Raw genomic sequence first — 14933 nt, forward strand, 5'->3', positions numbered from 1 at the left:
AGTGTCTCTGATCGCTTCTGACCACTTCCGCATCGTTGTCGGCCTCGGCAAGAGCGGCATGTCCCTGGTTCGCTTCCTGGCGAACCGGGGCGTGTCGTTTGCTGTCGCCGATACGCGGGAAAATCCACCGGAACTGGCCACGCTCAAGCGTGACTATCCGCACGTGGAAGTGCGTTGTGGCGAGTTGGACGTCGAGTTCCTGTGCCGCGCCGACGAGCTCTACGTGAGCCCCGGCCTGGCGCTGGCGACCCCGACCCTGCAGGCCGCCGCCTCCCGTGGCGTGAAATTGTCCGGTGACATCGAGCTGTTCGCGCGTAACGCGAAGGCGCCGATTGTCGCCATCAGCGGTTCCAACGCGAAAAGCACCGTCACCACGTTGGTGGGCGAGATGGCTGCAGCGGCCGGCAAGCGTGTCGCCGTCGGCGGCAACCTCGGTACGCCGGCGCTGGATCTGCTCAGTGACGACGTCGAGTTGTACGTGATGGAGTTGTCGAGCTTCCAGCTCGAAACCACCGATCAACTGAACGCCGAAGTGGCGACCGTGCTCAACGTCAGCGAAGACCACATGGACCGCTACAGCGGTCTGCCGGCCTACCATCTGGCCAAGCACCGGATCTTCCGTGGTGCGAAGCAGTTTGTGGTCAACCGTCAGGATGCCCTGAGCCGCCCGCTGATGGGCGAAGGTCAGCCATGCTGGACTTTCGGTTTGAGCAAACCTGATTTCAAGGCCTTTGGTATTCGCGAAGAAGACGGCGAGAAGTACCTGGCCTTCGAGTTCCAGAACCTGATGCCGGTGCGCGAGTTGAAAATTCGCGGCGCCCATAACCAGTCCAACGCCCTGGCGGCATTGGCCTTGGGCCATGCTGTTGGCCTGCCGTTCGACGCCATGCTGTCGAGCCTGCGTACTTTCGCCGGGCTTGAGCATCGCTGCCAATGGGTCCGCGACCTGAATGGCGTGGGCTACTACAACGATTCCAAAGCCACCAACGTCGGCGCCGCACTGGCTGCCATCGAAGGCCTGGGCGCGGACATCGACGGCAAGCTCGTGCTGATCGCCGGTGGCGATGGCAAGGGTGCCGAGTTCAAGGACCTGCGTGATCCGGTCGCGGTTAATTGCCGCGCCGTGGTGCTGATGGGTCGCGACTCCGAGCTGATCGCTCAGGCCATCGGCAATGCCGTGCCACTGATTCGTGTCAACTCGCTGATCGAAGCGGTCGCGCAATGCCGCACCATCGCCGAACCGGGCGACGCGGTGCTGCTGTCCCCGGCCTGCGCCAGTTTCGACATGTTCAAGAATTACGAAGACCGTGGTCACCAGTTCGTCCAAGCGGTGGAGGATCTGGCATGAGCCTGAGAAATATCATCAAGCCATACCCGTCGCCGATCATTACCGGGCGCGGTATCGACCTCGACTTCCCGATGCTCGCCGGCTGCCTGGCATTGATTGGCTTAGGGTTGGTCATGATTGCATCGGCATCGACCGAAGTAGCGGCAGTACAGTCGGGCAGTGCCCTGTACTACATGATTCGCCACCTGATCTACGTGGTGCTGGGCCTGGGAGCCTGCATCGTCACCATGATGATTCCGATCGCCACTTGGCAGCGCCTGGGCTGGCTGATGCTGATTGGTGCGTTCGGCTTGCTGGTGATGGTGATCATCCCGGGGATCGGCCGTGAAGTGAACGGTTCGATGCGCTGGATCGGCTTCAGTTTCTTCAACGTTCAGCCTTCCGAGATCGCCAAGGTGTTTGTGGTGATCTACCTCGCCGGTTATCTGGTGCGTCGCCAGAAAGAAGTGCGTGAAAGCTGGATGGGCTTCTTCAAGCCGTTCATCGTGCTTCTGCCGATGGCCGGTCTGTTGCTGATGGAGCCGGACTTCGGTGCCACCGTCGTGATGATGGGGGCGGCTGCGGCGATGCTGTTCCTCGGTGGGGTCGGGCTTTTCCGTTTTTCCTTGATGGTGATCCTCGCAGTGGCGGCGGTGGTGCTCTTGATTCAGGTACAGCCGTATCGAATGGCGCGACTGACCAACTTTGCGGACCCGTGGGCCGACCAGTTCGGTGCTGGCTACCAGTTGTCTCAAGCATTGATCGCGTTTGGGCGCGGCGAATGGCTAGGCGTTGGCCTGGGTAACAGCGTGCAGAAACAGTTCTACCTGCCGGAAGCCCACACCGACTTCGTGTTCTCGGTCCTGGCCGAAGAGCTGGGGGCCGTGGGGTCCTTGTGCACCGTGGCGCTGTTCGTCTTCGTTTGTATTCGTGGCATGTACATCGGTTTTTGGGCCGAGAAGGCCAAGCAATTCTTCGCCGCCTACATCGCGTACGGCCTGTCGTTCCTGTGGATTGGTCAGTTCCTGATCAACATCGGGGTGAACGTCGGCCTGCTGCCGACCAAAGGTCTGACCCTGCCGTTCCTCAGTTATGGCGGTAGTTCGTTGGTGATCTGCTGTGCCTGTCTTGGATTGTTGCTGCGCATCGAGTGGGAAAGTCGAACCCACCTGGGCAGTGAAGAGATGGAGTTCCATGAGAGCGACTTCGCCGAGGAGCCGACCCATGGGCGCTAACGTATTGATCATGGCGGGTGGTACTGGTGGCCACGTGTTCCCGGCACTGGCGTGCGCTCGCGAGTTTCAGGCCCGCGGTTACACCGTGCATTGGCTCGGGACACCGCGTGGCATCGAGAACGATCTGGTGCCGATGGCCGGAATCGAGCTGTATCGGATCAATGCCAGCGGTTTGCGCGGCAAGGGCAAGTTGTCCTTGCTCAAGGCACCGTTCATGTTGCTCAAGTCGATCTGGCAGGCGCGGGCGATCATTCGTCAGCTGCGGCCAGTCTGTGTGGTTGGCTTTGGTGGTTATGTGACCGGTCCTGGCGGCGTTGCAGCCAAACTGGCTGGCGTGCCGGTGATCGTTCACGAGCAGAACGCCGTGGCCGGTACCGCCAATCGGTTGCTGGTGCCGTTGGCCGCCCGAGTCTGTGAAGCGTTCCCCGACACCTTTACCCTGTCGAACAGCCGTCGGACCACCGGTAACCCGGTGCGCACCGAGCTGTTCCTCGAAACACCGCGACAGGCTCTGGCCGGTCGCAAGGCGCGTTTGCTGATCCTGGGCGGAAGCCTGGGCGCAGAGCCGTTGAACAAGTTGCTGCCTGAAGCCCTGTCGCAAGTCGCCCCCGACCTGCGCCCGGAAGTGTTCCATCAGGCCGGCAAAAACCACGATGAAGTGACTGCAGAGCGCTATCGCGCGGCTGGCGTCGAGGCGCAAGTGCAGCCTTTCATCAAAGACATGGCCCAAGCCTATGGCTGGGCCGACCTGGTGGTGTGCCGCGCAGGCGCGCTGACCATCAGTGAACTGGCTGCCGCCGGTCTGCCCTCGATGCTGGTGCCTTTGCCCCATGCGATCGACGATCACCAGACCCGCAACGCCGATTATTTGGCCCGTGAAGGCGCTGCCTTCCTGATGCCGCAAAGAACGACTGGCGCAGCGGATCTTGCCGCACGCCTGACAGAGGTCCTGATGCAACCACAACGACTGACCGACATGGCCACCGCTGCACGCCGCCTGGCCAAACCCGATGCAACCCGTAACGTGGTCGATACCTGCCTGGAGGTGGCCCATGGTTGAGAATCAGAAAGCCATGCCGCACCCGGAAATGCGCCGCATCCGTCGCATCCACTTCGTCGGGATCGGCGGCGTGGGCATGTGCGGCATCGCCGAAGTGTTGCTGAACCTGGGCTATGAAGTGTCCGGTTCCGACCTGAAAGCTTCGCCGGTGACCGAGCGTCTCGAGTCCTTCGGTGCCCAGATCTTTATCGGCCACCGTGCCGAGAACGCCGCGACCGCCGATGTGCTGGTCACCTCCAGTGCCGTGAACACGTCCAACCCGGAAGTCGCCACCGCCCTGGAGCGCCGCATTCCGGTGGTGCCGCGCGCTGAAATGCTGGCCGAGCTGATGCGCTACCGCCACGGCATCGCCGTCGCCGGTACCCATGGCAAAACCACCACCACCAGCCTGATCGCTTCGGTGTTTGCCGCCGGTGGCCTGGACCCGACATTCGTCATCGGTGGACGTCTGAATGCCGCGGGCACCAATGCCCAGCTCGGCACCAGCCGTTACCTGATCGCCGAAGCCGATGAAAGCGACGCCAGCTTCCTGCACCTGCAGCCGCTGGTGGCCGTGGTCACCAACATCGACGCCGACCACATGGCGACCTACGACGGCGACTTCAACAAACTGAAGAAAACCTTCGTCGAGTTCCTCCACAACCTGCCGTTCTATGGTCTGGCGGTGGTGTGCCTGGACGATCCGGTGGTGCGTGAAATCCTGCCACAGGTGAAACGTCCTACGGTCACTTACGGCTTCGGCGACGACTGCGATGTGCGCGCGATCAATGTGCGCCAGCAGGGCATGCAGACCTTCTTCACCGTGCTGCGTCCTGATCGCGATCCGCTGGATGTCTCGGTGAACATGCCGGGTAACCACAACGTGTTGAACGCACTGGCAACCATCTGCATCGCCACCGACGAGGGCGTCAGCGATGAAGCCATTGTCCAGGGCCTTTCCGGGTTCCAGGGTGTCGGCCGACGCTTCCAGGTCTACGGCGAACTGCCGGTAGAAGGCGGCAACGTGATGCTGGTCGACGACTACGGTCACCACCCGACCGAAGTCGCCGCCGTGATCAAAGCCGTGCGCGGTGGCTGGCCGGAACGCCGTCTGGTGATGGTCTACCAGCCGCACCGTTACAGCCGGACCCGCGACCTGTACGACGATTTCGTCAATGTATTGGCCGACGCCAACGTTCTGCTGCTGATGGAAGTCTACCCGGCCGGTGAAGAACCGATCCCGGGCGCCGACAGCCGCAAGTTGTGCAACAGCATCCGTCAGCGCGGTCAGCTCGACCCGATCTACATCGAGCGCGGTGTCGACCTCGCACCCATCGTCAAACCGCTGCTGCGTGCCGGCGACATCCTGCTGTGCCAGGGCGCCGGTGATATCGGCGGTCTTGCACCGAAACTGTTGAAAAGTCCGTTGTTCGCAGGCGCCGTTGCCGCGCCAAGCGTGGGGAAGTTGAAATGACTGCTGCTTACGCCAACCTCGTCTCCACACTCGCGCCGAAAGACTTCGGCCGCGTTGCCGTGCTGTTCGGCGGCAAGAGTGCCGAGCGTGAGGTTTCCCTGAAGTCGGGTAACGCGGTTCTCGACGCGCTGCTAAGCGCCGGTGTGGACGCGTTTGGTCTCGACGTGGGCGATGACCTTTTGCAGCGTCTGCTGAACGAAAAAATCGACCGCGCCTTCATCATTCTCCACGGTCGTGGTGGTGAAGACGGCAGCATGCAGGGCCTGCTCGAATGCCTGGGTATTCCGTACACCGGCAGTGGCATTCTTGCCTCGGCACTGGCCATGGACAAATTGCGCACCAAACAGGTCTGGCACAGCCTCGGGATTCCGACGCCACGCCATGCGGTACTGAGCTCTGAGGCCGATTGTATTTCGGCAGCGACGGAACTGGGCTTCCCTTTGATCGTCAAACCGGCCCATGAAGGTTCAAGTATCGGGATGGCCAAAGTGTCTTCAGCTCTTGAGTTGATCGACGCATGGAAAGCGGCCAGTACCTACGATTCGCAAGTGTTGGTCGAGCAATGGATTCAAGGTCCGGAGTTCACCATCGCCACCCTGCGTGACCAGGTGTTGCCACCGATTGCCCTGGGCACGACGCACAGTTTCTACGACTACGACGCCAAGTACGTGGCTTCCGATACCCAGTACCGGATCCCCTGTGGCCTCGACAGCAGCAAAGAAAAAGAACTCATGGACCTCACGGCGAAAGCCTGTGAGGCGCTGGGTATCGCCGGTTGGGGCAGGGCAGACGTGATGCAGGACGCCGACGGGCAGTTCTGGTTCCTGGAAGTCAATACCGCACCGGGCATGACCGATCACAGTCTGGTGCCGATGGCGGCCCGTGCTGCCGGTCTGGATTTCCAGCAACTGGTTCTGGCGATTTTGGCCGCCAGCATTGCCAGCAACAACGAGCCGCGAGGTTAAGACCATGCAAGGCGCTCAGCTGAGACATCAGCCCTCCGCACCACCCGGCCGCAAGCCGGTGCCGCGGGGTGCCAGCCGAATGGTGGCCAAAGAGCCGATGTCTGCGCGCCTGCCGAAAGCCAATTTTGGCTTTCTGAAAGCTTTGTTCTGGCCGGTGCTGTTGGTCGCGCTGGGTTTCGGCACTTACGAAGGCGCGCAGCGTTTGTTGCCGTACGCCGACCGGCCGATCACCAAGATCAATGTGCAGGGCGATTTGAGTTACATCAGCCAGCAAGCGGTGCAGCAGCGGATCGCCCCGTACGTGGCGTCGAGCTTCTTCACTATCGACCTTGAGAGCATGCGTACCGAGCTTGAAACGATGCCATGGATTGCCCACGCCGAAGTGCGGCGAGTGTGGCCGGATCAAGTGGTGATCCGCCTGGAAGAACAGCTGCCGGTGGCCCGTTGGGGCGATGAGTCGCTGTTGAACAACCAGGGTCAGGCGTTCACCCCGCGTGAGCTGGCGAACTACGAACACTTGCCACAGCTGTTCGGCCCACAACGGGCCCAACAGCAAGTGATGCAGCAATACCAGGTGCTGAGCCAGATGCTCAGGCCGTTGGGCTTCTCGATTGCGCGCCTGGAGTTGCGTGACCGAGGCAGCTGGTTCCTGACCACCGGCGCCGGCAGCGCAGGCCCGGGAATCGAACTGCTGCTGGGACGCGGCAACCTGCTGGAAAAGATGCGCCGCTTCATTGCCATCTATGACAAGACGCTTAAAGAACAGATTACGAACATTGCGCGCATCGATCTGCGCTACGCCAACGGCCTCGCTGTTGGCTGGCGGGAACCTGTAGCGCCCACGACAGCCCAACCCGCTGTCGCGAAGAATTAAGAAGAGGCAGGACCATGGCAAACGTGCAAAGCGGCAAAATGATCGTCGGTCTCGATATCGGCACCTCCAAGGTGGTGGCGCTGGTCGGCGAGGTCTCGGACGACGGCACGCTGGAAATCGTCGGGATCGGTACCCATCCGTCCCGTGGCCTGAAGAAAGGCGTGGTGGTGAACATCGAGTCCACCGTGCAATCGATCCAGCGCGCGATCGAAGAGGCGCAGCTGATGGCTGGTTGCCGCATTCACTCGGCGTTCGTCGGCGTGGCTGGCAATCATATCCGCAGCCTGAACTCTCACGGCATCGTGGCGATTCGTGATCGCGAAGTCAGCTCCGCCGACCTCGAACGCGTGCTCGACGCCGCCCAGGCCGTGGCAATCCCGGCTGACCAGCGCGTGCTGCACACCCTGCCGCAGGATTACGTGATCGATAACCAGGAAGGTGTTCGTGAGCCTCTGGGTATGTCGGGCGTACGTCTGGAAGCCAAGGTTCACGTGGTCACCTGCGCCGTCAACGCCGCACAGAACATTGAAAAATGTGTGCGTCGCTGCGGCCTGGAAATCGACGACATCATTCTCGAGCAGCTGGCTTCCGCGTATTCGGTCCTGACCGACGACGAGAAAGAGCTGGGCGTGTGCCTGGTGGACATCGGTGGCGGTACCACCGACATCGCGATCTTCACCGAAGGCGCGATCCGTCACACCGCGGTGATCCCGATCGCGGGCGATCAGGTGACCAACGACATCGCCATGGCGTTGCGCACCCCGACCCAGTACGCCGAAGAAATCAAGATTCGCTACGCCTGCGCCCTGGCCAAACTGGCCGGTGCCGGTGAAACCATCAAGGTCCCAAGTGTCGGCGACCGTCCACCGCGCGAGCTGTCCCGCCAGGCCCTGGCCGAAGTGGTCGAGCCGCGTTACGACGAGCTGTTCACGCTGATCCAGGCCGAACTGCGTCGCAGCGGCTACGAAGACCTGATCCCGGCCGGCATCGTGCTGACCGGCGGTACGTCGAAGATGGAAGGCGCGGTCGAACTGGCCGAAGAGATCTTCCACATGCCGGTCCGCCTGGGCGTGCCGCATGGCGTCAAGGGTCTGGACGATGTGGTTCGCAACCCGATTTATTCCACCGGCGTTGGCCTGTTGATGTACGGCCTGCAGAAGCAGTCCGACGGGATTTCGTTCTCGGGCATCAGCAGCCGCGACAGTTACAGCAATGAAGAACCGAAAGTCGCCTTGCTCGATCGCTTCAAGAGCTGGGTACAAGGCAACTTCTAAAGATTTACCGCAGCACCGCAGCACCGTTTCAAAAAGCAGTAGGCGAAAAAACTAGAGAATGTAAGGAGAGGGAAAATGTTCGAACTCGTAGACAACATCCCCGCAAGCCCGGTTATTAAAGTTATCGGTGTTGGCGGAGGCGGCGGCAACGCCGTCAACCACATGGTCAAGAGCAACATTGAAGGCGTTGAATTCATCTGCGCCAACACTGATGCCCAGGCGCTGAAAAGTATCGGCGCGCGGACCATCCTGCAACTGGGCACCGGCGTGACCAAAGGTCTCGGCGCTGGCGCCAACCCTGAAGTAGGTCGTCAGGCCGCTCTCGAAGATCGTGAGCGCATTGCCGAAGTCCTGCAGGGCACCAATATGGTGTTCATCACCACTGGCATGGGCGGTGGTACCGGTACCGGTGCTGCGCCGATCATTGCTGAAGTGGCCAAGGAAATGGGGATTCTCACCGTTGCGGTGGTGACTCGTCCGTTCCCGTTCGAAGGCCGCAAGCGCATGCAGATCGCCGACGAAGGTATCCGTCTGCTGTCTGAAAGCGTCGACTCGTTGATCACCATTCCCAACGAGAAGCTGCTGACTATCCTTGGCAAGGACGCAAGCCTGCTGTCCGCATTCGCCAAGGCTGACGATGTACTGGCCGGTGCCGTTCGCGGTATCTCCGACATCATCAAGCGTCCGGGCATGATTAACGTCGACTTTGCCGACGTGCGTACCGTGATGAGCGAAATGGGCATGGCGATGATGGGCACTGGCTGCGCCAGCGGTCCGAACCGTGCACGCGAGGCCACCGAAGCGGCCATTCGCAACCCACTGCTGGAAGACGTGAACCTGCAAGGTGCACGCGGCATCCTGGTGAATATCACCGCCGGTCCTGACCTGTCCCTGGGTGAGTACTCCGACGTGGGTAGCATCATCGAAGCCTTCGCTTCCGAACACGCAATGGTCAAGGTCGGTACCGTTATCGATCCGGACATGCGCGACGAGCTGCACGTGACCGTGGTTGCCACCGGTCTGGGCGCGAAAATCGAGAAACCTGTGAAGGTCATCGACAATAGCGTTCACACCTCCATGGCTTCTCAGCCACAGCAACAAACTCCTGCACGTCATGAACAGCCAGCGGTAAACTACCGTGACCTGGACCGTCCGACCGTCATGCGCAACCAGGCTCAGGCCGGTGCTGCGACTGCCGCGAAGATGAATCCGCAAGATGACCTGGACTACCTGGACATCCCGGCTTTCCTGCGTCGTCAGGCTGATTGATGGAATGTATCAGGGCTATGAAGGTGATTGGTGTTCAGCAAAGGCCTGGTCTGCTATTATCGCCAGCCTTTGTTGATACCAGTTCGCAATTTGCGCTGAAGCGGCCCAAGCCATGATTAAACAACGCACACTGAAAAATATTATCCGTGCCACAGGTGTAGGCCTGCACTCCGGGGAGAAGGTATACCTGACCCTCAAGCCCGCACCTATCGACACCGGCATTGTGTTTTGTCGTGCCGACCTCGACCCTGTGGTGCAGATTCCTGCCCGCGCGGAAAACGTCGGTGAAACCACGATGTCGACCACGTTGGTCAGTGGTGACACCAAAGTGGATACGGTGGAGCACTTGCTCTCGGCCATGGCTGGCCTGGGCATCGATAACGCCTACGTCGAGCTCTCCGCGTCCGAAGTTCCGATCATGGATGGTAGCGCTGGACCCTTCGTATTTCTGATTCAGTCGGCCGGCCTGGAAGAACAGGACGCACCGAAGAAGTTCATCCGGATCCTGCGCGAAGTGACAGTGGAAGACGGCGACAAGCGCGCCACTTTCGTCCCTTTCGAAGGCTTCAAAGTGAGCTTCGAGATCGATTTCGATCACCCGGTTTTCCGTAACCGCACACAAAGTGCAAGCGTGGATTTTTCCAGCACTTCGTTCGTAAAAGAAGTCAGCCGCGCCCGTACCTTTGGTTTCATGAGTGACATCGAGTACCTGCGCAAGCACAACCTCGCACTCGGCGGCAGCGTTGAAAACGCAATTGTGGTCGACGCAGATGGTGTACTGAACGAAGACGGCCTTCGCTATGAAGACGAATTCGTGAAGCACAAGATCCTCGATGCAATTGGTGACCTCTACCTGTTGGGCAATAGCCTGATTGGTGAGTTCAGGGGCTTCAAGTCTGGACACGCATTGAACAACCAGCTGCTGCGCAAGTTGATTGAGCAGACAGATGCTTGGGAAGTCGTGACGTTCGATGACGCCAGCACCGCACCGATCTCTTACATGCGTCCAGTTGCGGCCGTGTAAGTAAAAAACCTCTCTAGTTTTTTAAAGGCTACCTTCGGGTGGCCTTTTTTTATGCCTGCGGGAAAGGCCTCAAGCCGCAGCCACCACCCGATTACGTCCACTTTCCTTGGCCTGATACAACGCCTTGTCCGCTGCGAACAGCAGTTGTTCCAGACTGATCTCGGCGGATGTGGTCCAGGTACTGATACCGATACTGACAGTAATCGGCGACTCGGCACCTGCCACCAACGGCAATTGCTCCACCGTCGCTCGGATGTGTTCGGCAATCTGTTGTGCACCCTGGCTGTCGGTTTCCGCGAGGATCACCGAAAATTCCTCGCCGCCGTAACGAGCGACCAGATCCGCTGGTCGCCTCACATTGGCGGAGATCACCTTGGCCACCGAGCGCAAGGCATCATCGCCACCCTGATGCCCGTGACGATCGTTGAACGCCTTGAAGTGGTCGGCATCGATCATCAGCAGCGATAACGGCAGGCCGGAGCGTTGGGCGCGGAACCACTCATGGCGCAGGGCCTGGTCCAGCGTTCGGCGGTTGGCCAGGCCGGTCAAGGCATCGGTGGCCGCCAGTTGCGCCAGTTCCTGCTCGGCATTGTGGCGCAGGCGCAATTCCCGGCTGAGCAACCAGGTCAGCCAGAGCAGGCTGACGCACAGCGCAAGGGTCGCAAGGCTGACCACCATAGCCGTGCGCTTCCACGACGCAAAAACTTCATCACTGGACAGCGCAACGATGACGATCAACGGCAAGTTGCCCACCTTGGAAAACGTGTAAAGGCGTTTGTCCTGATAATGGCTTGAAACACTGGTGAAGCTGCCGTCGCCTTCTTTGACGATGCGCTGGAAGTTGGGGCGGTTGCTGAAGTCCTTGCCAATCAGCTCTTCGGCCAGGCGGGGTTCCTGGGCCAGAAGAATCCCGTCCTTGCTGATCAGATTGACCGAGCTGTCACGACCAATGCTCAAACTGTTGAACAACTGGTCGAAGTAGCTCAAGCGCATGGCCGCTTCAGCTACGCCGAGAAATTCGCCGTGTGTACCGCTGATCCGGCGGCTGAAACTGATACGCCATTCATGTTCGGGCTGTCTGGACCGGAAGGGCCGACTGATGAACATGCCTGGGTTCGGGTTGTTGACGTGGGACTGGAAGTATTCACGGTCCGCGAAATTACCCTGCCGTGGCTCCACCGACGCCGAGTCGGCGACCACCTCTCCACGCGCATCGAGCAACAGTATGTCGCCCTTGTACGGTGCGGCGGTGGCGCGGTCGAATAAGGCCAAATGGCGGATGACGGGAGAAACGGTCTTGAGGTCGTCGCGGCGTGAGGCGGCGATCAAGCCTTGCAAGGACAGGTCATAGAGTTCGACGTTGCGTAACACGTCTGCGTCGATCAGTTGCACGATATTGCTTGCTGCGCGAGTGGCAGACTGTTCAGCATTGGCGCGTTCGCGAATGAGCAGGAACGCCACGATGCTCAATATCGCAATCACCAACAGCAAACTGCTGAGAACCAGAAGCCGCTCCGATCGCGTCGACCGGACCGGTTGGTGAGATGTTGCACTGCTCACACTCATGGTTCTGACTTCTGCTAATGAGGCGTTATGAAAGTTTTTTGCAAGAATCGGGCAGAATCCCAGAAACCGTTTTCGTTCAGAGCGCCTGTATAAATCCCGGATAAAAAAAAGGCCAGCAAAACGTGCTGGCCTTTTACTAATTGAAGCTTAGAAGACATTGAGCGGGTAGTCGACGATCACCCGGTATTCATCGGTGTCCTGATCCAGCACACCCCGGGAGTAAGAGACCGTATCCATTGCACCTTCCTGATATGAAGTCAGAAGGTGTAAACCTTATTCAGGACGAGACACACAACGAAAAAAAGCCGCTGATAGCAGCGGCTTTGAAGACAACTTGTCAAGGGAAGAGCCGATGAAAAGTGTCGAGGGAAACAGATGGATAATTAATAATCAGCTGTCTTTCTCAACCGGTGGCCGGGGTTGAGTAGTCGACGCTTGTGGGGTTTGCGCAGCTTCCGGAGCCTTGGCCGTCAGTTCGCTCTGATACTGTTCGAACGCAGCAGCTCGTGCGGAATTTTGCACGGCGAACGTCTGCGACTCTTCAGCGATGGCGAACGGAGACAGAAACAAAGAGGACAAAACGAAAGTGCTGGCAATACCCATAGTGTTGGACATCGTTAAAACCTTCTTGCTTGGCAAGTGCTGTTTGGTGCGGCAAAGATAAGGGGGTTTGAAGAGGGGAAAAAGAGCGGATTGGTGAAAGGACTGTTGCGTATAGGGTAAGAGTTGATCGTTCCCACGCTCTGCGTGGGAATGTCTCAACGGACGCTCCGCGTTCGGCTTGGGATGGGATGCGGAGCGTCCCTGGCTGCATTCCCACGCGGAGCGTGGGAACGATCATTTGGTGGGGTTAAACCGGGAGGTGGATGCCGAAGATGTTCATGCCGTGATCACTGCGCACAAACACATCCCCCCCATGCATCAACGCAATCGCCTTGACGATCGCCAACCCCAGCCCATGGTTGTTCCCACTGTTGCTGCGCGACGCATCCACCCGATAAAAACGCTCAAACAATCGCGGTAAATGCTCGCTGGCAATCGGCGACCCAGGGTTCGCAACCCCGATGCTGACCTGATGCTCCTCAACCTCGATCCGTACCTGAATCACTTGCCCAGGCTCGGTGTGCTGCACCGCGTTACTCAGCAAGTTGATCAACGCCCGGCGCAGATGAGCAATCTCGATCCGCACCTGCGCGTCACCACTGACCTGCACCTGCACCTGCGCGTCTTCAAGAATGAAATCCAGATACTCCAGGGTCGTCGCCACTTCATCCGCCAGCGAGGTGGAGGTCAGTTTGGTGGCCTTGCTGCCCTGATCCGCGCTGGCGAGGAACAGCATGTCATTGATGATCGAGCGCAGTCGCTCAAGCTCTTCAAGGTTCGATTGCAACACTTCAAAATAGTGTTCGGCGGATCGCCCGCGAGTCAGCGCCACCTGGGTCTGGCCGATCAGATTGGTCAGCGGCGAGCGCAGTTCATGGGCCACGTCCGCGTTGAACGACTCAAGGCGCGAGTAAGCCTGTTCGACCCGCTCCAGTGTCGAGTTAAACGAATTGACGAACTGATTCAGTTCGGGCGGCAGCGGTGACAATTGCAGCCGACCGGACAACAACGGCGGGGCCAGTCGCTGGGCTTCCTGGGACAACTTGATCAGCGGCTTGAGGCCGATCCGCGCCACCCAATAACCGAGGGCCGACGCCAGCAACACGCCGATGATCGCAAGGCTGATCAGGGCAATCAGCAAATGGTGCTGAGTCTGCAAAAACGTCTCGGTGTCGATGCCGATCATGAAGCGCAGCGGTGGACGTTGATCCTTGGCGGGGAACTGGCTGACCAGCACTTTCAGTGGATAAGGCTGATCCGGCAGATTCAAATCACGCATGCCCAGCGGGCCTTCGGCAAAGGCGCGGATCTGCGGCGTCAGGTTGCCGTATTCGTAGTGCGGATCGCCGCTGATAATCCAGAAACTGATGCGTTTGTCTTCCTCTCCGAGCAGCTTGAGCTTGTTGTTGATCTTCACCCAATGCTCGGGCGTGCCATAACGGCCGACCGTTGATTCGAGCACACTGTAACGCGCGTCCAACTCAGCCTCGGGCAGCAAGCCCAAACCTTTATCGACCTGTTGATACAGCGCCCAGCCGATCAACAGGAACACCAAAAGCGCCACTAGCGTAAACATCCCGCTCAGGCGTAGCGCAATAGAATTACTGGACACCGCGGCTCTCCAGCACATAACCCATGCCACGAATCGTGTGCAGCAGTTTCTCGTCGAACGGCCCGTCGAGCTTGGCCCGCAAGCGCTTGATCGCGACTTCGACGACGTTGGCGTCGCTGTCGAAATTGATGTCCCAGACCATTTCGGCGATGGCGGTTTTCGAAAGAATTTCACCCTGACGGCGGGCCAGCACGCTCAGCAGCGAGAACTCCTTGGCGGTCAGGTCCAGGCGGGCGCCGGCGCGGGTCGCTTTGCGGCTGATCAAATCTATCCACAGGTCGGCGATGCTCACCTGCACCGGTTCGTGACCGCCGCTGCGGCGGGTCAGCGCTTGCAGGCGCGCCACCAGTTCGAGAAAGGAAAACGGTTTGCCAAGGTAATCGTCGGCACCGTCACGCAAGCCTTTGATGCGATCTTCCACACGCTCGCGGGCGGTGAGCATGATCACCGGGGTTTGTTTGCGCGCACGCAAGGCGCGCAAAACACCGAAGCCGTCGAGGCCCGGCAGCATGACGTCGAGGACGATCACCGCGTAGTCGCCCTCCAGCGCCAGGTGCAGGCCTTCGACGCCGTCGCGCGCCAGGTCCACGGTGTAACCCTGTTCCGTCAGGCCGCGGTGCAGATAATCCGCGGTTTTTTCCTCGTCTTCGATAATCAGAACGCGCATGACC

The 14933-nt window shown here is 59.6% G+C and carries 13 protein-coding genes; 9 read left to right on the top strand and 4 right to left on the bottom strand.

The window, feature by feature from the left end:
- Position 1 precedes the first annotated feature (1 nt).
- The 9 genes from murD (at position 2) to lpxC (ending at position 10481) form a co-directional block, all read left to right on the top strand.
- A complete protein-coding gene (gene murD, locus ACYZT5_RS30025) occupies positions 2-1348 on the top strand; it encodes a UDP-N-acetylmuramoyl-L-alanine--D-glutamate ligase (protein WP_462048556.1) in 1347 nt (448 codons plus the stop codon).
- Positions 1345-2562, top strand: a complete 1218-nt coding sequence (ftsW, locus tag ACYZT5_RS30030; protein ID WP_462048557.1) for a putative lipid II flippase FtsW — start codon at positions 1345-1347, stop codon at positions 2560-2562. The genes murD and ftsW overlap by 4 nt, the downstream gene beginning before the upstream one ends.
- The gene (murG, locus tag ACYZT5_RS30035; protein WP_462048558.1) at positions 2552-3622 is read left to right on the top strand and encodes an undecaprenyldiphospho-muramoylpentapeptide beta-N-acetylglucosaminyltransferase; all 1071 of its coding nucleotides are present in this window, start codon (positions 2552-2554) and stop codon (positions 3620-3622) included. The genes ftsW and murG overlap by 11 nt, the downstream gene beginning before the upstream one ends.
- Positions 3615-5075, top strand: coding sequence for a UDP-N-acetylmuramate--L-alanine ligase (gene murC / locus ACYZT5_RS30040; protein WP_462048559.1), 1461 nt, complete (start codon positions 3615-3617; stop codon positions 5073-5075). Before murG ends, murC begins: the two co-directional genes overlap by 8 nt.
- Positions 5072-6040, top strand: a complete 969-nt coding sequence (locus ACYZT5_RS30045) for a D-alanine--D-alanine ligase (RefSeq protein WP_462048560.1) — start codon at positions 5072-5074, stop codon at positions 6038-6040. The genes murC and ACYZT5_RS30045 overlap by 4 nt, the downstream gene beginning before the upstream one ends.
- 4 nt (positions 6041-6044) lie before the next feature.
- On the top strand, positions 6045-6914 hold the full coding sequence (locus ACYZT5_RS30050) for a cell division protein FtsQ/DivIB (RefSeq protein WP_462048561.1): 870 nt from the start codon (positions 6045-6047) through the stop codon (positions 6912-6914).
- Positions 6915-6928: 14 nt separating this feature from the next.
- Positions 6929-8188: a cell division protein FtsA gene (gene ftsA, locus ACYZT5_RS30055; RefSeq protein WP_033061341.1), complete on the top strand. Its 1260-nt coding sequence runs from the start codon at positions 6929-6931 to the stop codon at positions 8186-8188.
- 75 nt (positions 8189-8263) lie between these two features.
- On the top strand, positions 8264-9457 hold the full coding sequence (gene ftsZ / locus ACYZT5_RS30060; RefSeq protein ID WP_462048562.1) for a cell division protein FtsZ: 1194 nt from the start codon (positions 8264-8266) through the stop codon (positions 9455-9457).
- Between the two features lie 112 nt (positions 9458-9569).
- Entirely contained in the window at positions 9570-10481 is a 912-nt protein-coding gene (lpxC, locus tag ACYZT5_RS30065) for a UDP-3-O-acyl-N-acetylglucosamine deacetylase (RefSeq protein ID WP_462048563.1), read from the top strand.
- A gap of 69 nt (positions 10482-10550) precedes the next feature.
- Here lpxC and ACYZT5_RS30070 read toward each other — a convergent pair whose 3' ends face one another.
- The 4 genes from ACYZT5_RS30070 to ACYZT5_RS30085 all read right to left on the bottom strand — a co-directional run bounded on the left by ACYZT5_RS30070 (position 10551) and on the right by ACYZT5_RS30085 (position 14929).
- Entirely contained in the window at positions 10551-12047 is a 1497-nt protein-coding gene (locus tag ACYZT5_RS30070; RefSeq protein WP_462048564.1) for a GGDEF domain-containing protein, read from the bottom strand.
- Between the two features lie 390 nt (positions 12048-12437).
- On the bottom strand, positions 12438-12662 hold the full coding sequence (locus tag ACYZT5_RS30075) for a hypothetical protein (protein ID WP_462048565.1): 225 nt from the start codon (positions 12660-12662) through the stop codon (positions 12438-12440).
- A 235-nt stretch (positions 12663-12897) separates the two neighbouring features.
- Positions 12898-14262 (bottom strand): heavy metal sensor histidine kinase, encoded by a 1365-nt coding sequence (locus tag ACYZT5_RS30080; protein ID WP_462048566.1) that lies wholly within the window; start codon positions 14260-14262, stop codon positions 12898-12900.
- On the bottom strand, positions 14252-14929 hold the full coding sequence (locus ACYZT5_RS30085) for a heavy metal response regulator transcription factor (protein ID WP_462048567.1): 678 nt from the start codon (positions 14927-14929) through the stop codon (positions 14252-14254). Before ACYZT5_RS30085 ends, ACYZT5_RS30080 begins: the two co-directional genes overlap by 11 nt.
- Between the last annotated feature and the right edge of the window lie 4 nt (positions 14930-14933).

The organism is Pseudomonas sp. LB3P14 (assembly GCF_054898045.1).